We start from the raw sequence: 20,961 nt of genomic DNA, 5'->3' as shown, positions 1-20,961 counted from the left end.
CCGATGACCGCCGCTCATTACCCGCACCTGTTGGCCCCGCTGGACCTGGGATTCACCACGTTGCGCAACCGCACCCTGATGGGTTCGATGCATACCGGCCTTGAGGAAAAGCCCGGCGGTTTCGAGCGCATGGCGGCGTACTTCGCCGAGCGTGCCCGTGGCGGTGTTGGCCTGATGGTCACTGGCGGTATCGGCCCGAACGACGAGGGTGGTGTATATTCCGGTGCAGCCAAGCTGACCACCGAGGAAGAAGCGCTCAAGCACCGCATCGTCACCCGCGCGGTGCATGAGGCGGGCGGCAAGATCTGCATGCAGATCCTCCACGCCGGTCGTTATGCCTACAGCCCGAAACAGGTCGCGCCAAGCGCCATTCAGGCGCCGATCAACCCGTTCAAGCCTAAAGAGCTGGACGAGGAAGGCATCGAGAAGCAGATCAGCGATTTCGTCACCTGCTCGACGCTGGCCCAGCAGGCCGAGTACGACGGTGTCGAGATCATGGGCTCGGAAGGTTATTTCATTAACCAGTTCCTTGCCGCCCACACCAACCACCGCACCGACCGTTGGGGTGGCAGCTACGAAAACCGCATGCGCCTGCCGGTGGAAATCGTCCGTCGCGTACGCGAGGCGGTTGGCCCGAACTTCATCATTATTTTCCGCTTGTCGATGCTCGACCTGGTCGAAGGCGGCAGCAGCTGGGATGAAATCGTGCTGTTGGCCAAGGCCATCGAGCAGGCCGGTGCGACGCTCATCAACACCGGTATCGGCTGGCACGAAGCGCGGATTCCAACCATCGCCACCAAAGTGCCGCGCGCGGCCTTCAGCAAGGTCACGGCCAAGCTGCGTGGCTCGGTGAACATTCCGCTGATCACCACCAACCGCATCAACACCCCGGAAGTCGCCGAGCAGATCCTCGCCGAGGGCGATGCCGACATGGTTTCCATGGCTCGGCCGTTCCTGGCCGACCCGGACTTCGTCAACAAGGCCGCTGAAGGTCGCGCCGATGAAATCAACACCTGCATCGGTTGCAACCAGGCGTGCCTGGACCACACCTTCGGCGGCAAGTTGACCAGTTGCCTGGTCAACCCGCGTGCCTGCCACGAAACCGAACTCAACTATGTGCCGGTGCAGCAGGTCAAGAAAATCGCCGTGGTCGGTGCCGGGCCTGCCGGCTTGTCTGCCGCGACCGTGGCGGCCGAGCGTGGCCATGCGGTGACGCTGTTCGATTCGGCCAGCGAAATCGGCGGTCAGTTCAACGTCGCCAAACGCGTGCCGGGCAAGGAAGAATTCTTCGAGACGTTGCGTTATTTCGGTCGCAAGCTGCAGACCACCAACGTCGAGGTGTGCCTGAACACCCGTGTCGATGTGGCAAAGCTGGTCGAGGGCGGCTACGACGAGATCATCCTGGCCACCGGCATTGCGCCGCGGTTGCCGGCGATTGAGGGCGTGGACAATGCCAAGGTGCTGAGCTACCTGGACGTGCTGCTTGAGCGCAAACCGGTGGGCAAGCGTGTCGCAGTGATCGGTGCCGGCGGTATCGGTTTCGACGTCTCGGAGTACCTGGTTCACCAGGGCCAGGCCACCAGCCTGAACCGCGATGAGTTCTGGAAGGAGTGGGGCATCGATACCCACCTTGAAGCACGCGGCGGTGTCGCCGGGATCAAGGCAGCCCCCCATGCGCCGGCCCGCGAAGTGTTCCTGCTGCAACGCAAGAAATCCAAGGTCGGCGACGGCCTCGGCAAGACCACTGGGTGGATTCATCGCACGGGATTGAAGAACAAGAAGGTGCAGATGCTCAACAGCGTCGAGTACCTGAAGATCGACGACGAAGGCCTGCACATCCGCATCGGCGAAACCGGTGAGCCGCAGGTGCTGACGGTGGACAATATCGTGATCTGCGCCGGGCAGGACCCGTTGCGCGAGTTGCAGGACGGCCTGGTGGCGGCGGGGCAGAACGTGCATCTGATCGGCGGCGCGGATGTCGCGGCGGAGCTGGATGCCAAGCGGGCGATCAATCAGGGTTCGCGATTGGCGGCCGAGTTGTAATCCGCAGGCCCCGCGTGCCAATGGCCTTCGCGAGCAGGCTCGCTCCCACATTGGATCTGTGTCGTTCAGAGAACCCTTGTGGGAGCGAGCCTGCTCGCGATAGCTGCTTATGAGCGATTAGAATGCTGACTCTTCATGAGCTCAATCAGGCGCCAATGTTTTCTTCTGCTTCCAACTGGCTACCCCAAGCCCCCCTCGAGTCCCTCCATCTAGACTGGCTCAAAACCGCCGACATCGAAGTCGCCATCCTGCGCCTGGACCAGATCGACCCGCTGATCAGCGGCAACAAATGGTTCAAACTCACCGAACATCTCAAAGCCGCTGACCAGTGCGGCGCCAAAGGCATCATCAGCCTCGGCGGCGCGCATTCCAATCACCTGCATGCGCTGGGCGCTGCCGGCAAGCGTTTCGGTTTCGCCACGGTCGGCCTGTTGCGCGGACACGCTCAGCAAACGCCGACGGTGGATGATTTGCAGGCGTTCGGCATGCAACTGCACTGGCTCGGTTATGGCGGTTATCGGGCGCGGCATGAAGCGGGTTTCTGGGAGCCATGGCTGGCGCAGTATCCCGATCTGCTTGCGGTCCCGGAAGGCGGCGGCGGGTTGCCGGGGGCGCAGGGTTGCGTGCAACTCAAGGCATTGGCCTGTCGGCAACTGGACGCACTGGGCTGGAGCGGCTACGACGGATGGTGGCTGGCCTGCGGAACCGGCACGACCTTGGCCGGCCTGGTCATGGCCGAGGCGGGAGAGCACCCGGTCTACGGTGCCCTGGCGGTGCCCGGTGATCATGGCGTGGCACAGCAGGTCGCAAAGATTGTGGAGGAGGCGGGCGTGAATCATTCGTCTTATGAACTGTTCGACGCCAGCCGTGGAGGCTTTGCCAAGGTCGACCTGCCGTTACTCGAATTCATCGCGCGCACCGAACAAGCCAGTGGCATTGCCCTGGAACCGCTGTACACCGGCAAGGCATTGCTGGCGCTCCGGCAGCAGGTCGAGGCGGGGAAGTTTGCCCCCGGTACGCGACTGATCTTTATTCACACGGGTGGTTTGCAAGGCCTGCGGGGTTTCAATCCACAAGCCTGATACGGGGTGATCTCAAGTATCCCTGTTCACCCGCTTGGGCATCATCCGCAACAAGGTGTTATCGCCCACCACATAGTGATGATACAGCCCGGCGATGGCGTGCAGGCCGATCAGCCAATAACCGATGGTGCCACCGAGTTCGTGCCAGCCCTCGATCTGCTTGGCCAGGTCCTTGTCCTGCGCGATCAAAAGGGGCAGGTCGAAGCCGTAGAACATCACCTGGTTACCTTTGGCGCTGGTGACCAGCCAACCCAGTATTGGCATGGCGATCATAAAGATGTAGAGCGCCCAGTGCATCAATTTGGCCAGCATGGTTTGCCACTTGGGCGAGGCCGGGAAGATCTGCGGTGCCGGGCCTAGGCTGCGGGCGAACAAGCGTAGCCAGACCAGCACGAATACGGTCAGGCCAAGCATGAAGTGCGATTCCACGATCAGCGTTCGACCACCGCTACCCTTGGGAAAGAGGCCGCGCAGCTCGATGCAGGCGTAAACCACTGCCAGCAGGACCAGCATCAACCAATGCAGCGCGATCGAGACGGTGCTGTAGCGCGCGTCGGAATTTTTCCACGGCATACGGTGTTCCTCACAGGGGGGTGTAACCACCGTCAACTGTAATCCTGTTTCACCGGGTTTGCCTGAGGCTATTTGACGCTGAATGCTCTGTAGGAGCTGCCGCAGGCTGCGATCTTTTGACTTTTTAAGATCAAAAGATCGCAGCCTGCGGCAGCTCCTACAAAGGGGGGCGGTGAGTCAGTTACTTTGCGGCATCTCGCCTTTGGCCAGGCGCTTATTGATGTCGGCAATCACTTCCGGCAAGTCGGTGATGGTGTCGATCATGTAGTGCGGGCGCGAACCTTCGAACAAGGCGTGGATGCGCTTGCGTTCGCTGTCCAGTGTGTCGCTGTCCAGGGCACGATAGCCTTCATAGTCCAGCCCCAGCGCGTTGCCCGAACAGATCAGCGCCACGGTCCACATGCCGGCACGGCGGCCTTCGAGAATGCCCGGTACGGTGTCGTCGATCTTCACGCAAGCGGCGACATCGTCGATGCCCAGGGCGATCACGTTGGCCAATGCCTGAGCTGGCCATGGACGGCCGTTCGGCACTTCGTCGGTGGCGACCACGTGGTCGGCCACGTAGCCGTTGGTGGCGGCCAGTTCGACGACTTTATCCATGACCTGTTTCGGATAGCCCGAGCAGGAGCCAATCTTGATCCCCTGTTGGCGCAGGTTGGCGATGGTGTCCAGGGCGCCGGGAATCAGCGCCGAGTGTTCGGCGATTTTCTCGATCTGCAGTGGCATGAAACGCTGGTAGATGGCGGTGACGTCATCGTCGGTCGGCGTACGGCCGAACACCTTGCGATAGCGCTCGGCGACTTGCGGCTGATCGCACAGGGTGCGGATGTGGTCCCACTTGCCCATGCCCATCGGGCCACGGGCTTCTTCAATGGAGACCTGGACGTCGAACTCGGCGAAGGCCTCGACGAAAATCTGCGTCGGCGCGAACGAGCCGAAGTCGACCACGGTGCCGGCCCAGTCGAGGATGGCGGCTTGCAGTTTGGTTGGGGTGGTGTAGTTCATGGTGATCAAGTCCTGTGGCAACTGGCTAAATGGAGAGCTGCTTTTTGTGGGAGCGAGCCTGCTGGCGAAAGCTCTGGATCAGTCGAAATTGATGTTGAGTGTCCGACCGTCTTCGCGAGCAGGCTCGCTCCCACAGGGGGAAAGTGGTGGGGGTTAGATCTCGAGTACTTCCATCTCGCGCAGCACTTCGGCAATCGCCGCCACCGCTTCGCGCATTTGCGAAGGTTGCACATGGCCGATGCAGCCGACGCGGAACGTCTCGACCTGGGTCAGCTTGCCGGGGTAGAGGATGTAACCCTTGGCCTTGACCCGCTCGTAGAACGCCTTGAACTGATAGCGCGGATCTTTCGGTGCATGGAAGGTCGCGATGATCGGCGCCTGGATGGCGGCCGGCAGGAAGCTGCGCAGGCCCAGCGCGGCCATCTCTTCCATCAGGGCCTGGCAGTTGGCGGCGTAGCGCTGGTGCCGGGCTGGCAGGCCACCTTCTTCGTTGTATTGCAGCAGGGCTTCGTGCAGCGCCGCGACCACGTGGGTCGGCGGGGTGAAGCGCCATTGCCCGGTCTTGGCCATGTAGGTGTGCTGGTCGTGCAGGTCCATCGCCAGGGAGTGCGAGTTGCCAGCGGCGTTGGCCAGGGATTCTTTGCGGGCGAAAACGAACCCCATGCCCGGCACGCCTTCCAGGCATTTGCCGGAAGCGGCGATCAGCGCATCGAACGGCACCTGTTGCGCGTCCACCGGCAGCGCGCCAAAGGAACTCATGGCATCGATGATCAGGCGCTTGCCGTGTTGCGCGACCACCTGGGCGATTTCCGGCAGCGGATTGAGGATGCCGGTGCTGGTTTCGCAGTGAATCAGGGCAACGTGGGTGATGCCATCGTCGGCCCGTAGCAGACGGTCGACGTCGGCAGCGGTGGTTGGTTCGTCTTCGGCGGTTTCGAACGTACTGAACGAGCGGCCCAGCACTTCGCAGATCTTCGCCAGGCGCTTGCCGTAGGCTCCGTTGATCAGCACCAGGATCTTGCCGTCGCGTGGCACCAGCGTGCCGATCGCCGCTTCGACGGCGAAGGTGCCGCTGCCTTGCAGGGGCACACAGTGGTGGCTGGCCGCGCCGTTGATGATCGCCAGCAGTTGTTCGCAAAGGCTGGCGGTCAGTTGGTTGAAACGGTCATCCCATGAACCCCAGTCAACCATCATCGCCTGGCGGGTGCGGGCCGACGTCGTCAACGGGCCGGGGGTGAGCAGGATGGGTGCGGCAGTACTCATTCTCGTGTCCTCGCAATCGATGGGATCAAGCTACGGGGCTTAAATTGCAATTTGCCGAGCTATCAATCAAATTGTTTGTTGTTATGCCAGCCATCAGTGAGACTTATTCATGAACCTGTTTCAGCTCCGTGCCTTCGATGCCGTGGCCCGTGAGGGCAGCTTCACTCGCGCCGCTGCTCGACTGTTCATCAGCCAGCCGGCGGTCACCGGCCACATCAAGGCGCTGGAGGAGCACTACCAGATCACCCTGTTGCGCCGCACCGCGCGACGTGTGGAGCTGACGGAGGAGGGCACCCGCCTGGCGGCGATCACCCGGGCGATGTTCGGTCTGGCCGAAGAAGCGCAAGCGATGCTGGAGGCCAACCGGCAGTTACTGACCGGGCGCCTGGAAGTGGCGGCGGACGGTCCGCACATGGTCATGCCGATGCTCGCGAGCCTGCGTGCGCGTTATCCGGGGATCACCGTGAACCTGCGCTTGGGCAATGCCCAGGAAACCCTGGCGGCGCTGTTGTCCGAGCATGCCGACGTGGCGGTATTGACCGAGGTCGAACCGCGCAAGGGCCTGCACTTGCAGGCCCTGAGTGAATCACGGATCTGCGCGCTGGTACCCGAGGGGCATCCCTGGGCGCGGCGCACCAAAGGCGTACCGCTCAAGGATCTGGACCAGGTGATCATGGTGTTGCGTGAACCGAGTTCGATCACCCGGCGTACCTTCGATGACGCCTGCGTACAGGCGAAGGTCAATCCGCGGGTGTTGCTGGAGCTGGACAGCCGCGAAGCGGTGACCGAGGCGGTCGCTGCCGAGTTGGGGGTGGGCGTGGTGTCGTCGGTGGAGGTCAGCCATGACCCGCGGGTGGCGGCGGTGCCGATCATCGGGGAGGGGTTGGTCAATCGGCACATGATGGGGTGCATGGAGCGGCGGCGGGACTTGCGTTTGATCCAGGCGTTTTTCGGCTTGGCGCCTTCCAGGTAGACCGAGTCGTCTGCCTTCGCGAGCAGGCTCGCTCCCACAGTGGTTTTGTGTGCGACAAAAATCCCTTGTGGGAGCGAGCCTGCTCGCGAAGGGGCCTGGCCTGCCTACACCAGACTTTCGCGAACCATCTCCAGGAAAGTCGCCACAATCCGCCGCGAGCTCTGTTCGCGCAAGCACACCAGCGTTTCCGTCAACCGCCGTTTGCAATCGGTGATCGGCAACGCGCATACCCGTGAGTCGGCGCCGAATTCAGCCGCCGAGACCACGCCAATCCCGATTCCCACCACCACCGCCTCACGGGCGGCTTCCCGACCTTCGACCTGGATCGCCGGACGAATGCGGAACCCGGCGCCGGCCATTTCTTCTTCCAGGGTCTGGCGGGTCACCGAACCGATTTCGCGCAATACCAGCGGCGTGTCGTCCAGGTCCGCGAGGGTGATGGATTGGCGATCCGCCCACGGGTGATTGCGCGACACGAATGCCACCATCGGGTCATTGCGCAGCGGCAGCGAGATCAATCGTTCGTCGCTCACCTCGCGACCGAGCAACGCCAGGTCGGCCTGGTAATTGAACAATCGGAACAGCGACTCATCGGTGTTGCCGGTTTCGATCTTCACGCTGATGCCGGGGTAGCGTTCGCAGAAGCGCGCGATCTGTGGCAGTACATGCACCGGCGCATCCACCGCCAGAATCAGGCTGCCGGTCTGCAATGCCTGGGAGTCCTGCAACAATTCCTGGGCCTCGGCTTCGATCACGAACAGTTTCTGGGTGACGGCCAACAAGCGCTCGCCCAGGTCGGTGAGGCGTACCGAGCGTTTGTTGCGGTGGAACAGCAAAACACCGTAGCGTTCTTCGAGTTTGCGCACCTGGTCGGAAATCGCTGGCTGGGTGAGAAACAACCGTTCGGCGGCTTTGGTGAAGTTGCCATGCACGGCCACGGCATGGAAGGCTTTGAGTTGGGCGTGGGAAACCGACATGGGAATCTCCAGTAACAAGCTGCGCTTATTTTGGAAATACGATAAAGCGATTTCACTTATTAATCAGTAATTGTTTCTATTCATCTCAGGTTCCGTGACTGCTCGGTCGAGCAGCGCGGATGCCATGAGCCCTTGCGTGCAAGACACAGGACTCATCTGACCGGAATCGCCCACAGGGACAAGGTGATTTCGCAGTGCTCAACAATAAGAACACAGGCGTTTTCTTTCAGATCTGCCGGCACACTCATACCCTGAGGTCAGAACCACAATGAACCAGCATATCGGCACCCTCAAACGTTGGCGCGTGCAGATCTTCGCGATCACCTGGCTTGCCTACGCCGCTTTCTACTTCACCCGCAAAGCATTTTCCGTGGCCAAGCTCGGCATCGCCGAAGACCCGACCTTCATGCTCGACAAGATGGCCATGGCCAACCTCGACGCGATCTACCTGACCGCCTACGCCATCGGCCAATTCACCTGGGGCATCCTGGCGGACCGCTTCGGGCCGCGGGTGGTGGTGCTGGGTGGGTTGCTGATTTCCGCCGCAGCGGCACTGGTGATGGGCAGTTTCGCCACCTTGCCGATCTTCGCCACCTGCATGCTGATCCAGGGCCTGGCGCAGTCCACCGGTTGGTCGGGGTTGTGCAAGAACCTTGGCAGTTTCTTTCCCGCCCAACAGCGCGGGCAAGTGCTGGGACTGTGGAGTTCCTGCTACGCCTTCGGCGGCCTGGTGGCCTCGCCGTTTGCGGGTTGGTGGGCCTATACGCTGATCGGCAGCTGGCATGCGGCGTTCATTTCCAGTGCGGCGGTGGTTGGGCTGGTCGCCGTGCTGTTTTTTATTTTCCAACGCAATACACCGCAAGACGTCGGCTTGCCGGCGGTTGAGCCAGAGCCGCAGCTGAGCGTCGAGGAGGCCCATGCCCAAAGCAAGATCAGCCTGTGGGAGCCGTTGAAGGACATTCTGCGCAACCGCACGGTGCTGGTGCTGGGGTTGGCGTATTTCATGCTCAAGCCGGCGCGCTACGCGATTCTGCTCTGGGGCCCGGTGATCGTTTTCGAACAGATGCCCTCGGTGGGCAAAGTCGGCGCGGCGATCATTCCTACCGCGTTCGAACTGGCCGGCTTGCTCGGGCCGATCATGCTCGGCCTGGCCTCGGACAAACTCTTCGGCGCCCGGCGCATGCCGGCCTGCGTGCTGAGCCTGTTGGCATTGACCGTGTCCCTGGGGTTTTTCATGGGCGCGCTGCACAGCGGTAGCGTGGTGCTGGTGGTGGCCTTGCTGTTCGTCATGGGCCTGACGCTCTACGGACCTGACTCGATGATCAGCGGTGCGGCCGCCATCGACTTCGGCACCGCCAAGGCGGGTGCCACGGCGGCGGGTTTCGTCAACGGTTGCGGTTCGGTCGGGGCGATTCTCGGTGGGTTGCTACCAGGCTACTTCGACACCGTGACCGTCTTCATCGTCTTTGCCGGCTGCGCGTTGTTCTCTGCCGTGGTACTCATCCCGCACTGGAACAGCCGCCCCGCGGGCCAAGGTAGCCACAAGGCCCGCTTGCCAAATCAGGCGATCACCATAAAACCCCTGCGCACCTGAACGGTCACTCGGGGTCGGTGCGATTGATCAGCCAGTCGAGCAGCAGGCGGGTGTCGCTGTGGCGGGTGTCGGTGCGTACCGCTGGTGGGCTGCGCAGCTGCCCACCGCTGGCGCAGAACACCGGGCGGTCGGGGTCGCTGTCGAGAAAACTGACCCAACCGTCGCTGCCGGCCATTGGCAGCTGGCTCGGTTCCCCGTGGGCAGGGGACATTGTCAGTGCGACAGGTAGCCAGAGGCCGCTGCTCGCCTTGGGATCGACCTCCGTGCCTGGCCACAAAGTCGCCAGCAGGCGGCCTTGATCATCCTGTTTTGCGTGCTGCCCGGGCAGGCCATGGACCCGGGCGGGCTGGAAGCCAGGGATGCGCGGCCTGGCCTGGTCCAGGGGGGGGCGAAATACCGTCGACCAGGGAATGGCCGTGAACTGATTTTGATAGCGCCGGGCAATGCTGTCCTGAGACAGGATCGAACCCTGCTGGCCCTGATGCCGCGCCTGAAAGACCAGCCATTGGTCGTTGAACCCCGGCACGGGATGCTCGGCTATCTGCACGATGCGTGCGCTGCGTAACAGGCCTTGATTGCTTTTTCCGTGCAGCTGCAATTGCTGGCAACGCATACGCTGCAGATCGCGGCGCTCGAGTTGATCTCGATGACGTTGCTCCTGGGAAGGGCGGGGTGCGAAGGTGTGGGAAAAAGCGTGATTGGCCGCACCTTCATCGACCGCAGTTCCACGATTTTTAGCCGCCACTCGTGGGTAAACGGCTTGTGAGTCATGGCGCTGGAACAACTCGCTGATCACAGGCGTGGCGCCATCGCCCGGTTCATCGCCCTGGAAAGGCATCAGCAGCGGCTCCTGGGGAAAGCTCATGTTGTCGTCGGCCAACACCAGTACATGACCGTCACGCCGGTGTTCGAAGTGATAGTGAATGCCTTCCTCCTCGCACAGGCGCTGCAGCAAGGCCAAGTCGGTTTCCTCGTACTGAATGCAAAAAGGCCGCAGGGGATAATGCCCGTCTGCCAGCTCCAGGCGATAGCTGTCGGCGGGCAGGTCATGTTCCTCCAGCAGCTGGCGCAGGATCATCGGCACGCTGAGGTGCTGGAAGATCCGCCGCGATGGGTCTCGATCCAGCGCTTGAAGGGCCGGCACCAGGACCAGTTTATAGCTCACCCGTCCTTGCCCCCGGTGTTCGCAGCTGGCGCTGTGCAATACGCCATGAATGCCCTGGCCTTGCCCAAGGTCGAGCAACGCCGATTGTTGCAGCAGCCGTTCAAGGTTGAGGGCCGGTGCCAGGCCAATCACTTCGATATTGAATCGATAGGGTTGGTTGAGGGCCTCGTGCCCACTGAACTGCACTACTTGCAAACTCAGGTGGTCGTCGAGGAGTGTCAGGGTATAGGGACTTTCCTTGTCGTTGTGCATCGGACGCGCTTCTACCATGGAGTACGGCCACAGAGAGTACGAAACCCGCATGCCTTGTGGACATCGCCAATCGAAATTTCAGAATTGCCCTACAACCATCGGTAAAGATGCCGATCCTTGGATGAGCCTGAGATTTTTTGGTCGATTGCCAACTTTAGGCCGTATAAACTTGGCGCCATGCGTCGGCCAATAGATGTTTCGGCGCCATAGACAAGAGAGTGAGTAATGGGCGCACAGTGGAAGGTTAAACACAAAGAAGCGGCAGCCAACGCCAAGGGCAAGATCTTCGGCAAACTGGTGAAGGAAATCACCATTGCTGCGCGCAACGGTGCCGATACCGCCACCAACGCACACCTGCGTCTGGTGGTCGAACAGGCCAAGAAAGCTTCGATGCCAAAGGAAACCCTGGATCGCGCCATCAAGAAAGGCGCCGGTCTGCTGGGCGAAACCGTACAATACCATCGCGTGACCTATGAAGGCTTCGCGCCACACCAGGTGCCGCTGATCGTCGAGTGCGTAACGGACAACATCAACCGTACCGTCGCTGAAATCCGCGTTGCTTTTCGCAAGGGCCAACTGGGCGCTTCCGGTTCGGTGGCTTGGGACTTCAACCACGTGGGCATGATCGAGGCCTCGCCGGACACTCCGGACGCCGATCCGGAAATGGCTGCCATCGAAGCCGGTGCCCAGGATTTCGAACCGGGCGAAGACGGCGCGACGCTGTTCCTGACCGAACCTACGGACCTGGACGCGGTACAAAAAGCCCTGCCTGAGCAAGGTTTCACCGTGTTGTCGGCCAAGTTGGGCTACCAGCCGAAGAACCCGGTCAGCGGCCTGAGCGACGAGCAGATGGCTGAGGTCGAAGCGTTCCTTGAAGGGCTCGATAACCATGACGACGTGCAGGATATGTTTGTCGGCCTGGCGGGTTGATTTGCGCCCTCGCGGTGACTGAAAAAACAACCCCGTAGGAGCCAGGCTTGCCGGAGAAGGCCGACCTATGTTTTGTTGACTGCGTACATATCCATTCCTGCGGTAACGGCCGCTTATGGTTTCGCTCTTACAGCGAGTCACTTGGAAAAGCCCCAAGTAACCAAGGGCTCCTGCCCCTGACGTTCGGTGGCTCGCTAAGGCTCGCCATACCCTCGCTCCGGTCCTGCTCCGTGGGTCGCCGCGATGGGCCATCCATGGCCCAGCGCGGCTAAACCGGCATCCTTGCCGGTTTACCCACTGCGCAGAACCTCCACTCGGCCTCTCGAGGGGGCAAGAAAATCAAAAGCCAGATCAAGATCAAACGCGAAAGCGAGGCGGCCTGACAGCCGACCTGATTTCGCGGATGTACTCATCCTTCTGTAGGAGCGAGCCTGCTCGCGAAAAATGTCCAGACAACGCGTTCATCCAGACAGGGCGCGTTATCGTTGACGTCCATCGTCGGAACGCCGCCCGGAGCATGCTCGCTCCTACAGGGTCCCTTGAAATGAAGGGAACCCCGTACCTCATCGCGTTTTCAAATCTCTGTCGGCGCCACTTCCCGATCAGGCAAAGGCGCCATTGCAGAGGAAATCCCGATGAACCGTCGACTTCTGCTCCTGATCGCCAGCCTCGTTCCCGGCCTGGCCGCTGCCGAAGGCTGTGACGTGCTGACGCGATCGCAAAGCGCTGCCGTCCCCGTGGTCGAAACCCACAGCTGTTATGAATACGAAGGCATGCCGGTCAATGCCATCGATTGGTCCTGCAGCAATGAGAGCAAGGACATGCTGGCCAGCACCAAGAAAAAGGTCGAACAGTGCGCCGATCACTATCAAGCCTCCTGCGTCGCTACGCTGACTCAGGAATCCCTGGCCAACCCACATTCCACCAGCAAGGACAAGAACAGCACGTCGCTGAACATTCCCGACAGCGCCAAGGTCACCACCTATTACTACGATGCGCAGCACATTGACCAGGCCAGGATCGATTGCGAGTCCGGTGGCGGACACTGGAAAGCCAGGTAGCGGCGAAAATTAAATGAACCCCGCGATTGCACGGCCACCTAACTGACTGACTATCAGGAGGTGGCTCATGCAAATAGAAACGCTATGGATCGTATCGGCGGCAGTGCTGCTGGCGCTTGAACTGTGGGCGATCAACCGGGTGCGCAAAAGCGCAGGGAACGCCAGCAACAAGGGGGTATGGATGGTGCTGATCGTGTTTGTACCGTTGATTGGCCTGGTACTGTGGGCCCTGGCGGGGCCCAAGCACGTTGCCCAGGCGTAATGCGGCGATTGACGTCCTGGGGCCGGTTCGTCAGAAGTTCGCCGGGGTGTTCGCACTGATGATTTCCGCCTCATCCGCGCCGATGTTCCTGAACCGGTGCGGCAAGGTCGTGGGGAAATAGTACCCGTCACCGGCATTGAGCACGCTGATCTGCCCGTCCACCGTCAGCTCGACGGTGCCACGGGTGACCAGCCCGCACTCCTCGCCTTCTGAGTGCACGATCGGCTCTTCGCCGGAACTGGCACCCGGCGCGTATTGTTCGCGCAACAGACGCATCTGCCGACTCGGCACGGACGCACCGATCAGCAGCAGCCGCAGGCCGTGGCGGCCGAGGTCCGGCTGTTCGTTGGCGCGAAAGACGTATTGATGCTCGCGCGGTGGCTGATCGAAGGTGAAGAAGTCGGCCAGGGACATGGGAATGCCTTCAAGCAGCTTTTTCAGCGAGCTGACGGAAGGACTGACGCGATTCTGTTCGATCAGGGAAATGGTGGCATTGGTGACGCCGCTACGCCGGGCCAGCTCGCGCTGGGACAGTTTGTAGCTTTCGCGTACTAATTTGAGTCGTGAGCCCGTGTCCATGACAGCCTTATGTGCTTGGTACGCAAGGGTAATGGGGGTGGAGAGCAGGCGTAGATCGCGCCGTTTTCCGGTCCCGGAAACGTGAAAGGCGGCTATTAAATCACGTTTGTGGGTGTTGCTGTAGGAGCTGCCGCAGGCTGCGATCTTTTGATCTTTGATCGTCAAAAGCAAGATCAAACGATCGCAGCCTGCGGCTGCTCCTACAGGGGTACGTGGTGTTTCAGGTAAAAAAGCCGGCAGTACCTGATTGGGGTGCCTGCCGGTGAGGTAAAGTCTAGATGCCGAAACGGTCGCGCAGCGAGTAGTACACGGCGCCGAGGGCGGTCAACGGAGCCGAGAAGGTGCGCCCGCCGATCATCGGCATGTGCGGCAAGGATGCAAACGCGTCGAAACGCTCGGCGTCGCCACGAATCATTTCCGAGATGAGCTTGCCGGCCAGGTGCGAGCACGTAACGCCGTGACCACTGTAGCCCTGCATGTAGTAGGCGTTTTTCTCGATACGGCCGAATTGCGGCATGCGCGACATGGTCAGCAGGAAGTTGCCGGTCCAGCGGTAGTCGATCTTCACATCCTTCAACTGCGGGAAGGTCTTGAGGATCTTCGGGCGGATCAGTTGTTCGATGTCGTCCGGCTCACGGGCGCCGTAGACCACGCCACCGCCGTAGAGCAGGCGGTTGTCGCGGGTCAGGCGGTAATAGTCGAGCAGGTAGTTGCAGTCTTCGACGCAGTAGTTGTTGGTGATCAGGCTGCGGGCAACTTTTTCCGGCAGCGGTTCAGTCACAACGATCTGCGAACCGCACGGCATGCTCTTGCTGGTCACGCGATTGTCCAGGCCCTGCGGCAGGTAGGCGTTACCAGCGATCAGCAGGTACTTGGCCTTTACCACGCCTTTGGCGGTGCGCACGGTGATCGGCTCGCCGTAGGTGATTTCCACCGCCGCCGACTGCTCGTAGATCTTGCCGCCCAGGCCGATGATCGCCGAGGCTTCGCCGAGGGCCAGGTTCAGCGGGTGAATGTGGCCGCCCTGCATGTCCAGCAGGCCACCGACGTAGGCATTGGAACCCACTTCGCGCTTGATGTCGGCAGCGTCGAGCATTGTCAGGTTCTTGTTGCCGTAGCGTTCCCAGCTCTTCTTCTGCTCGGCCAGGCCCTTGAGTTGCTTTTTGTTCATCGCCGCGAAGATGCCACCGGGACGGTAGTCGCACTGGATGTCGTAGTGCTGTATGCGCTGACGAATGATGTCCGCACCTTCGAAGATCATGCTGCCGAGGATTTCGGCGGTCTTGTCGCCGTAGCGCTCTTCGATGACATCGACGTCGCGGCTGTAGGAATTGACCAGTTGCCCGCCGTTGCGACCGCTGGCGCCGAAGCCGACCTTGGCCGCTTCGAGCACGGTGACGCTGTAGCCCGCTTCGGCGAGGAACAGCGCCGAGGACAGGCCGGTGTAGCCGGCGCCGATCACGCAGATATCGCAGTCAACCGCCCCTTCCAGTACCGGGAAATCGCCGGTGAAGTTGCGGGTGGCGGCGTAGTAGCTATTAACATGTGCTTGTTTCATAGGTTTCTCCGATGGGCACCGGCAAGAGGCCAGTGACCGTCGCTTTTTTATAGGTCTTAGAGCTTGATCCAGGTCGCCTTGAGTTCGGTGTACTTGTCGAACGCGTGCAGCGATTTGTCCCGACCGTTACCCGACTGCTTGAACCCGCCGAACGGCGCGGTCATGTCGCCGCCGTCGTACTGGTTGACCCAGACGCTGCCGGCACGCAGGCCACGGGCGAAGGTGTGGGCCTTGCTCAGGTTGCTGGTCCACACGCCGGCGGCCAGGCCGAAGATGCTGTCGTTGGCGATCGCCAGGGCTTCTTCAGCGGTGTCGAAGGTGATGACCGACAGCACCGGGCCGAAAATTTCTTCCCGGGCGATGGTCATGGCGTTGGTCACGCCGTCGAAAACCGCCGGCTCCACGTACAGGCCACCGGTTTCTTCGAGGGTGCGCTGGCCGCCCGCGATCAACTCGGCACCCTGTTCCCTGCCGATATCGATGTAGCGCAATACGTTGTCCAGTTGACGCTGGTCGACGACCGCGCCGACGGTGGTCGAAGGATCAAGCGCATGCCCCGGCTTCCAGGCTTGCAGGGCTTCGACCAACAATGGCAAGAACTGCTCGCGGATCGAACGCTCCACCAGCAAGCGCGAACCGGCGGTGCAGACTTCGCCCTGGTTGAAGGCAATGCCGCTGGCTGCCGCTTGTGCCGCCGCGCGCAGGTCCGGTGCATCGGCGAACACCACGTTCGGGCTTTTGCCCCCCGCTTCTGCCCAGACGCGTTTCATGTTGCTTTGCCCGGCGTAGATCATCAGTTGCTTGGCAATCGCCGTGGAGCCGGTGAAGGCCAGCACGTCGACGTCCATGTGCAACGCCAGCGCCTTGCCGACGGTGTGACCGTAGCCCGGCAAGACGTTGAAAACACCTTTCGGGATGCCCGCTTCCAGTGCCAGCTGCGCGATGCGAATGGCCGTCAGCGGCGACTTTTCCGAAGGCTTGAGGATGAACGAGTTACCAGCCGCCAGGGCCGGGGCGAATTTCCAGCTGGCCATGATCAGCGGGAAGTTCCAGGGCACGATGGCCGCGACCACGCCGGCCGGTTCGCGCGTCACCAGGCCAAGCTGATCGCTGGGCGTGGCAGCGACTTCGTCGTAGATCTTGTCGATGGCTTCGGCGGTCCAGCGAATCGCGTTGGCGGTCGCCGGAATGTCGACGTTCATCGAGTCGCTGATCGGCTTGCCCATGTCGAGGGTCTCAAGCAGCGCGAGCTCTTCCTGGTTGGCCAGGATCAAGTCGGCGAAGCGGATCAGCACGCGTTTGCGCTCGGCCGGAGCCAGGTTGGCCCAGACGCCGGATTCGAAGGTGCGACGGGCAACGGCGACGGCGGCGTTGGCATCGGCTTCGTCGGTGCTGGCCACATTCGCCAGGAAACGACCGTCCACCGGGCTGATGCATTCGAACGTGGCGCCGCTGGCGGCCGCGCAGTACTGGCCGTCGATGAAGGCGCGGCTTTCGATGTTGAGGGACTGGAAGCGTTGCTCCCAGTCGCTGCGAGTGATTGTCATGGTTGTGACTCGACGCAGGGGAATATGTAGTCGAACTGACCGGTCATCCAAGGATTTGAAAGACGGTCCCCTGTGGGAGCGAGCCTGCTCGCGAAAGCGGTGTGTCAGACAACATCAATGCTGACTGAACCGCCGCCTTCGCGAGCAGGCTCGCTCCCACAGTTGATCGGCGTGATCCGTCTTAAACGGTATGCAGGTACCAGTTGTACTCAAGGTCGGAGATGGAGTTCTCGAACTCGGCCAGCTCGCTTTCCTTGCACGCCACGAACACGTCGATGTACATCGGGTCGATATAACGGGCCATGACTTCGCTGTCGTCCAGCTCGCGCAGGGCATCGCGCAGGTTGTTCGGCAGGCTCTGCTCGTTCTGTTCGTAGCTGTTGCCTTCCACCGGGGCGCCAGGCTCGATCTGGTTGGTCAGGCCGTGGTGCACGCCGGCCAAAACCGAAGCCATCAACAGGTACGGGTTGGCGTCGGCACCGGCCACGCGGTGCTCGATGCGCACGGCGTCCGGTGAACCGGTCGGCACGCGAACCGCTACGGTACGGTTGTCGACGCCCCAGCTCGGCGAGTTCGGCACGTAGAACTGCGCGCCGAAACGACGGTAAGAGTTGACGTTCGGGCAGAGGAACGCCATCTGCGCTGGCAGGGTCTCGAGCACACCGCCGATCGCGTGACGCAGCGCGGCGTTCTGCTCGGGATCCTCGCTGGCAAAGATGTTGTTGCCTTCCTTGTCGAGAATCGAAATGTGTACGTGCAGACCGTTACCCGCCTGGCCTGGATACGGCTTGGCCATGAACGTGGTGTCCATCTCGTGGTCGTAGGCGATGTTTTTCACCAGACGCTTGAGCAGCACCGCGTAATCGCAAGCCTTTATAGGATCGGCCACGTGGTGCAGGTTGACTTCGAACTGCGCCGGGGCGCTTTCCTTGACGATGGCGTCAGCCGGGATGCCCTGCTCTTTCGCGCCTTCGAGGATGTCCTGCAGGCAGTCGACGTATTCGTCGAGGTCGTCGATCAGGTACACCTGGGTCGACATCGGACGCTTGCCGGACACCGGCGAACGCGGCGACTGTGGACGACCGTTCACGTTGTCCTGGTCGATCAGGTAGAACTCCAGTTCGAACGCGGCGCAAATGGTCAGGCCCATGTCGTCGAACTTGCGCACCACATTAGCCAACACTTCCCGCGGGTCGGCGAAGAACGGCTGGCCTTCGAGCTCGTGCATGGTCATCAGCAGTTGCGCGGTTGGGCGCTTCTGCCATGGCTCGATGCTCAGGGTGCCAGGGATCGGATAGCAGATCCGGTCGGAGTCGCCGATGTCCAGGCCCAGGCCGGTGCTTTCCACCGTGGAGCCATTGATGTCCAGCGCAAACAGGGACGCTGGCAGGTTGATGCCTTTCTCGTAAACCTTATGAAGACTGGTGCGTTCGATGCGCTTGCCGCGCACCACACCGTTCATATCCGCAATCAGAAGGTCGACGTACAAAACCTCAGGATATTTCTTAAGGAATGCGTTTGCTTCGTTGAGTTGAACGGTACGCAGAGGGACCGACATGATGCACCTATTAGCTGTTAATTATTATGTTCACCGCCCTTTCACGTAGCCAGTCAATCCGAAAGGCAAAGTGAAGTCAATAGCGAACACTCAGCCTTTAAGCGTTTATTTTCGGGCCTCTCAGAGGCACGAGAGTGCCAGATCATCCTTGAAACACGCGTAAATCCTCGTCTTCAGACGTGCGGCGTTTAGAATTTTTTACATGAGAGTTGTTAATTAAAATCAACAAGGCTAAGCTCCAGAAAAGCTCGTTCAAGTGTGAAACTTCGAGGTGATAAAAATGGCATTCAAGCCATTGATCGGCGTTACTGCATGCGTCAAACAGATTGGCCTGCACCCCTACCACGTCAGCGGTGACAAGTACTTGCGTGCTGTCAGCGTTGCCGCGCTGGGACTGCCCGTGGTCATTCCTTCCCTGGGCGACCTGACCGAAATCGAAGACCTGCTACCGCAGCTCGACGGTCTGTTGCTGACCGGCTCGCCGTCGAATGTGGAGCCCTTCCACTATCAAGGCCCCGCCAGCGCTCCCGGCACCGAACACGATCCCCAGCGGGATCAAACCACCCTTCCCCTGATTCGCGCGGCGATTGCCGCTGGCGTTCCGGTGCTCGGCATCTGCCGCGGCTTTCAGGAGATGAACGTGGCGTTCGGTGGCAGCCTGCATCAGAAGGTCCATGAGCTGCCGGGATTGCTCGATCATCGTGAAGCCGACCATCCCGACCTCGCGGTGCAATACGCTCCGGCGCACGCCGTCGATGTGCAGCCCGGTGGCGTGTTCCAGGCGATGGACCTGCCCCCGCAGTTCCAGGTCAATTCGATTCACAGCCAGGGCATCGACCGGCTCGCGCCTGGCCTGCGCGCCGAAGCACTCGCGCCGGACGGCTTGATCGAAGCGGTCTCGGTGGAGCACAGCAAGGCCTTTGCCCTCGGCGTGCAATGGCACCCGGAATGGCAGGTTCTTGAAAACCCGCCCTACCTGAGAATTTTCCAGGCGTTTGGTGACGCGTGCCGACAACGGGCGGCGCTTCGTAACTCGCGCTGACGTCATAAAAGATCAATCAATTTACTGCCCCCGTGGGTCTGGCGGGTGCGCTTGCGCGCATCCGTGACTCACGACAACAACACACTGCAATAACAACAAGTACCGCAGCCAGGAAGGCGGCACCGGATAAACCCGGACGGGGCATCCAGCGCAATCCCCTGTAGGAGCTGGCGAAGCCTGCGATCTTTTGATCTTGATTTTGAAAAGCAAAGTCAAAAGATCGCAGGCTTCGCCAGCTCCTACAGGGATCGCGACCCACTGACCGCTCGGGTTTGCAATCAACTATTAAGCCAGGCCGCGTTGGCCCGGCGAACGAAACCTGTTGGGAGTTTCACATGGCAAACGCCTCCAGCATCTACAGGAAGGCTCTTGAAGGTCACCAGGCACCGAAAAAGGTGTTGGTGAAAGTCGACCGCGTCACCAAGAAGTTCGACGAGACCACCGCAGTGGACGATGTGTCCCTGGAAATCCATCAGGGTGAAATCTTTGCCCTGCTCGGTGGTTCCGGTTCCGGTAAATCGACGCTGCTGCGCATGCTCGCCGGCTTCGAGCGCCCGACTGAAGGGCGCATCCTGCTCGACGGCGTGGACATCACCGACATGCCGCCGTACGAGCGGCCGATCAACATGATGTTCCAGTCCTATGCCCTGTTCCCGCACATGACCGTGGCGCAGAACATCGCCTTCGGCCTCAAGCAGGACCGGTTGCCCGCCAGTGAAATCGATGCCCGCGTCGAAGAAATGCTGCGCCTGGTGCACATGACCCAGTACGCCAGGCGCAAGCCGCATCAGTTGTCCGGCGGCCAGCGTCAGCGCGTGGCATTGGCCCGCTCCCTGGCCAAACGTCCAAAGCTGTTGCTGCTCGACGAGCCGATGGGCGCGCTGGATAAAAAACTGCGTTCGCAAATGCAGCTGGAGTTGGTCGAGATCATCGAGCGCGTCGGCGTGACCTGCGTCATGGTGACCCACGACCAGGAAGAAGCCATGACCATGGCCCAGCGCATTGCGATCATGCACCTGGGCTGGATCGCCCAGATCGGCAGCCCGGTGGACATCTATGAAGCGCCAGTCAGCCGCATGGTCTGCGAATTCATCGGCAACGTGAACGCTTTCGAAGGCACCGTGGTGGAAGATCTGGAAGGTCACGCGATCATTCACAGCACGGATCTGGAGCAGAAGATCTACGTCGGTCACGGCGTCAGCACCTCGGTGCAGGACAAGTCGATCACCTACGCCATTCGCCCGGAAAAACTGCTGGTCAGCACCACCAAGCCCGACACCCGCTACAACTGGTCCAGCGGCACCGTGCATGACATCGCCTACCTCGGCGGCCACTCGGTGTTCTACGTCAAGCTGCCTGGCGGCAAGGTCGTGCAATCGTTCATGGCCAACGCCGAACGCCGTGGCGCACGTCCGACCTGGGACGATCAGGTCTACGTGTGGTGGGAAGACGACAGCGGCGTGGTACTGCGCGCATGAGAACCTTCAATCAGCAATT

Annotated in this window: 18 protein-coding genes; 9 read left to right on the top strand and 9 right to left on the bottom strand. The window is 61.0% G+C overall.

Going from position 1 to position 20,961, the window contains the following annotated elements:
* Positions 1 to 3 precede the first annotated feature (3 nt).
* On the top strand, positions 4 to 2,043 hold the full coding sequence (locus AC1Q8Q_RS24310) for a 2,4-dienoyl-CoA reductase FMN-binding domain-containing protein (RefSeq protein ID WP_492615586.1): 2,040 nt from the start codon (positions 4 to 6) through the stop codon (positions 2,041 to 2,043).
* Positions 2,044 to 2,165: 122 nt separating this feature from the next.
* Positions 2,166 to 3,125, top strand: a complete 960-nt coding sequence (locus AC1Q8Q_RS24305; protein ID WP_492615585.1) for a 1-aminocyclopropane-1-carboxylate deaminase/D-cysteine desulfhydrase — start codon at positions 2,166 to 2,168, stop codon at positions 3,123 to 3,125.
* A gap of 12 nt (positions 3,126 to 3,137) precedes the next feature.
* Here AC1Q8Q_RS24305 and AC1Q8Q_RS24300 read toward each other — a convergent pair whose 3' ends face one another.
* From AC1Q8Q_RS24300 to AC1Q8Q_RS24290, 3 genes are all read right to left on the bottom strand, one after another.
* Complete coding sequence (locus tag AC1Q8Q_RS24300) at positions 3,138 to 3,698, bottom strand: cytochrome b (protein ID WP_489325657.1); 561 nt, start codon at positions 3,696 to 3,698, stop codon at positions 3,138 to 3,140.
* A gap of 177 nt (positions 3,699 to 3,875) precedes the next feature.
* A complete protein-coding gene (gene phnX / locus AC1Q8Q_RS24295) occupies positions 3,876 to 4,703 on the bottom strand; it encodes a phosphonoacetaldehyde hydrolase (protein ID WP_492615584.1) in 828 nt (275 codons plus the stop codon).
* Positions 4,704 to 4,856: 153 nt separating this feature from the next.
* On the bottom strand, positions 4,857 to 5,966 hold the full coding sequence (locus AC1Q8Q_RS24290) for a 2-aminoethylphosphonate--pyruvate transaminase (protein WP_110754365.1): 1,110 nt from the start codon (positions 5,964 to 5,966) through the stop codon (positions 4,857 to 4,859).
* A 109-nt stretch (positions 5,967 to 6,075) separates the two neighbouring features.
* Between AC1Q8Q_RS24290 and AC1Q8Q_RS24285 the strand changes: the two genes are divergently transcribed.
* The gene (locus AC1Q8Q_RS24285) at positions 6,076 to 6,939 is read left to right on the top strand and encodes a LysR substrate-binding domain-containing protein (protein WP_020800255.1); all 864 of its coding nucleotides are present in this window, start codon (positions 6,076 to 6,078) and stop codon (positions 6,937 to 6,939) included.
* Between the two features lie 104 nt (positions 6,940 to 7,043).
* Here AC1Q8Q_RS24285 and AC1Q8Q_RS24280 read toward each other — a convergent pair whose 3' ends face one another.
* On the bottom strand, positions 7,044 to 7,916 hold the full coding sequence (locus AC1Q8Q_RS24280) for a LysR family transcriptional regulator (protein ID WP_432668336.1): 873 nt from the start codon (positions 7,914 to 7,916) through the stop codon (positions 7,044 to 7,046).
* A gap of 268 nt (positions 7,917 to 8,184) precedes the next feature.
* On the opposite strand from AC1Q8Q_RS24280, the gene AC1Q8Q_RS24275 reads away from it, so the two are divergent.
* A complete protein-coding gene (locus AC1Q8Q_RS24275; protein ID WP_168758542.1) occupies positions 8,185 to 9,510 on the top strand; it encodes an MFS transporter in 1,326 nt (441 codons plus the stop codon).
* Between the two features lie 4 nt (positions 9,511 to 9,514).
* Here AC1Q8Q_RS24275 and AC1Q8Q_RS24270 read toward each other — a convergent pair whose 3' ends face one another.
* Complete coding sequence (locus AC1Q8Q_RS24270) at positions 9,515 to 10,927, bottom strand: type VI secretion system Vgr family protein (RefSeq protein ID WP_492615583.1); 1,413 nt, start codon at positions 10,925 to 10,927, stop codon at positions 9,515 to 9,517.
* A 225-nt stretch (positions 10,928 to 11,152) separates the two neighbouring features.
* Here AC1Q8Q_RS24270 and AC1Q8Q_RS24265 point away from each other — a divergent pair, with 225 nt between their 5' ends.
* From AC1Q8Q_RS24265 to AC1Q8Q_RS24255, 3 genes are all read left to right on the top strand, one after another.
* Positions 11,153 to 11,857 (top strand): YebC/PmpR family DNA-binding transcriptional regulator, encoded by a 705-nt coding sequence (locus AC1Q8Q_RS24265; RefSeq protein ID WP_008063883.1) that lies wholly within the window; start codon positions 11,153 to 11,155, stop codon positions 11,855 to 11,857.
* A 635-nt stretch (positions 11,858 to 12,492) separates the two neighbouring features.
* Positions 12,493 to 12,918, top strand: coding sequence for a hypothetical protein (locus AC1Q8Q_RS24260; RefSeq protein WP_020798447.1), 426 nt, complete (start codon positions 12,493 to 12,495; stop codon positions 12,916 to 12,918).
* A 67-nt stretch (positions 12,919 to 12,985) separates the two neighbouring features.
* On the top strand, positions 12,986 to 13,180 hold the full coding sequence (locus tag AC1Q8Q_RS24255; RefSeq protein ID WP_020798446.1) for a PLDc N-terminal domain-containing protein: 195 nt from the start codon (positions 12,986 to 12,988) through the stop codon (positions 13,178 to 13,180).
* 30 nt (positions 13,181 to 13,210) lie between these two features.
* Here AC1Q8Q_RS24255 and AC1Q8Q_RS24250 read toward each other — a convergent pair whose 3' ends face one another.
* From AC1Q8Q_RS24250 to AC1Q8Q_RS24235, 4 genes are all read right to left on the bottom strand, one after another.
* A complete protein-coding gene (locus tag AC1Q8Q_RS24250; RefSeq protein ID WP_007895886.1) occupies positions 13,211 to 13,759 on the bottom strand; it encodes a cupin domain-containing protein in 549 nt (182 codons plus the stop codon).
* Between the two features lie 274 nt (positions 13,760 to 14,033).
* On the bottom strand, positions 14,034 to 15,317 hold the full coding sequence (locus AC1Q8Q_RS24245; protein ID WP_168758311.1) for an NAD(P)/FAD-dependent oxidoreductase: 1,284 nt from the start codon (positions 15,315 to 15,317) through the stop codon (positions 14,034 to 14,036).
* Between the two features lie 56 nt (positions 15,318 to 15,373).
* Positions 15,374 to 16,864, bottom strand: coding sequence for an aldehyde dehydrogenase (locus AC1Q8Q_RS24240; protein ID WP_492615582.1), 1,491 nt, complete (start codon positions 16,862 to 16,864; stop codon positions 15,374 to 15,376).
* Positions 16,865 to 17,045: 181 nt separating this feature from the next.
* The gene (locus AC1Q8Q_RS24235; protein WP_083349274.1) at positions 17,046 to 18,422 is read right to left on the bottom strand and encodes a glutamine synthetase family protein; all 1,377 of its coding nucleotides are present in this window, start codon (positions 18,420 to 18,422) and stop codon (positions 17,046 to 17,048) included.
* A 280-nt stretch (positions 18,423 to 18,702) separates the two neighbouring features.
* Here AC1Q8Q_RS24235 and AC1Q8Q_RS24230 point away from each other — a divergent pair, with 280 nt between their 5' ends.
* Both AC1Q8Q_RS24230 and potA read left to right on the top strand, forming a co-directional pair.
* Positions 18,703 to 19,464 (top strand): gamma-glutamyl-gamma-aminobutyrate hydrolase family protein, encoded by a 762-nt coding sequence (locus tag AC1Q8Q_RS24230; protein ID WP_033044669.1) that lies wholly within the window; start codon positions 18,703 to 18,705, stop codon positions 19,462 to 19,464.
* 335 nt (positions 19,465 to 19,799) lie between these two features.
* Positions 19,800 to 20,942 carry a polyamine ABC transporter ATP-binding protein gene (gene potA, locus AC1Q8Q_RS24225; protein WP_110755180.1) on the top strand — a complete coding sequence of 381 codons (1,143 nt, stop codon included), beginning with the start codon at positions 19,800 to 19,802 and terminating at the stop codon, positions 20,940 to 20,942.
* The last annotated feature ends 19 nt before the right edge of the window (positions 20,943 to 20,961 follow it).

The organism is Pseudomonas sp. GW823-FHT06B06, assembly GCF_058795195.1.
The sequence above is the reverse complement of the archived record's forward strand: the minus strand, read 5'-3'. Positions and strand labels throughout refer to the sequence as shown.

What these genes read in the sequence shown, in the direction of transcription:
- AC1Q8Q_RS24300 (WP_489325657.1), bottom strand. Translation starts at nt 3,698, where the DNA reads ATGCCGTGGAAAAATTCCGACGCGCGCTACAGCACCGTCTCGATCGCG.
- AC1Q8Q_RS24245 (WP_168758311.1), bottom strand. Translation starts at nt 15,317, where the DNA reads ATGAAACAAGCACATGTTAATAGCTACTACGCCGCCACCCGCAACTTC.
- AC1Q8Q_RS24250 (WP_007895886.1), bottom strand. Translation starts at nt 13,759, where the DNA reads ATGGACACGGGCTCACGACTCAAATTAGTACGCGAAAGCTACAAACTG.
- AC1Q8Q_RS24230 (WP_033044669.1), top strand. Translation starts at nt 18,703, where the DNA reads ATGGCATTCAAGCCATTGATCGGCGTTACTGCATGCGTCAAACAGATT.
- AC1Q8Q_RS24310 (WP_492615586.1), top strand. Translation starts at nt 4, where the DNA reads ATGACCGCCGCTCATTACCCGCACCTGTTGGCCCCGCTGGACCTGGGA.
- AC1Q8Q_RS24260 (WP_020798447.1), top strand. Translation starts at nt 12,493, where the DNA reads ATGAACCGTCGACTTCTGCTCCTGATCGCCAGCCTCGTTCCCGGCCTG.
- AC1Q8Q_RS24255 (WP_020798446.1), top strand. Translation starts at nt 12,986, where the DNA reads ATGCAAATAGAAACGCTATGGATCGTATCGGCGGCAGTGCTGCTGGCG.
- AC1Q8Q_RS24280 (WP_432668336.1), bottom strand. Translation starts at nt 7,916, where the DNA reads ATGTCGGTTTCCCACGCCCAACTCAAAGCCTTCCATGCCGTGGCCGTG.
- potA (WP_110755180.1), top strand. Translation starts at nt 19,800, where the DNA reads ATGGCAAACGCCTCCAGCATCTACAGGAAGGCTCTTGAAGGTCACCAG.
- AC1Q8Q_RS24240 (WP_492615582.1), bottom strand. Translation starts at nt 16,864, where the DNA reads ATGACAATCACTCGCAGCGACTGGGAGCAACGCTTCCAGTCCCTCAAC.
- AC1Q8Q_RS24305 (WP_492615585.1), top strand. Translation starts at nt 2,166, where the DNA reads ATGCTGACTCTTCATGAGCTCAATCAGGCGCCAATGTTTTCTTCTGCT.
- AC1Q8Q_RS24285 (WP_020800255.1), top strand. Translation starts at nt 6,076, where the DNA reads ATGAACCTGTTTCAGCTCCGTGCCTTCGATGCCGTGGCCCGTGAGGGC.
- AC1Q8Q_RS24275 (WP_168758542.1), top strand. Translation starts at nt 8,185, where the DNA reads ATGAACCAGCATATCGGCACCCTCAAACGTTGGCGCGTGCAGATCTTC.
- AC1Q8Q_RS24265 (WP_008063883.1), top strand. Translation starts at nt 11,153, where the DNA reads ATGGGCGCACAGTGGAAGGTTAAACACAAAGAAGCGGCAGCCAACGCC.
- AC1Q8Q_RS24290 (WP_110754365.1), bottom strand. Translation starts at nt 5,966, where the DNA reads ATGAGTACTGCCGCACCCATCCTGCTCACCCCCGGCCCGTTGACGACG.
- AC1Q8Q_RS24235 (WP_083349274.1), bottom strand. Translation starts at nt 18,422, where the DNA reads ATGTCGGTCCCTCTGCGTACCGTTCAACTCAACGAAGCAAACGCATTC.
- AC1Q8Q_RS24270 (WP_492615583.1), bottom strand. Translation starts at nt 10,927, where the DNA reads ATGCACAACGACAAGGAAAGTCCCTATACCCTGACACTCCTCGACGAC.
- phnX (WP_492615584.1), bottom strand. Translation starts at nt 4,703, where the DNA reads ATGAACTACACCACCCCAACCAAACTGCAAGCCGCCATCCTCGACTGG.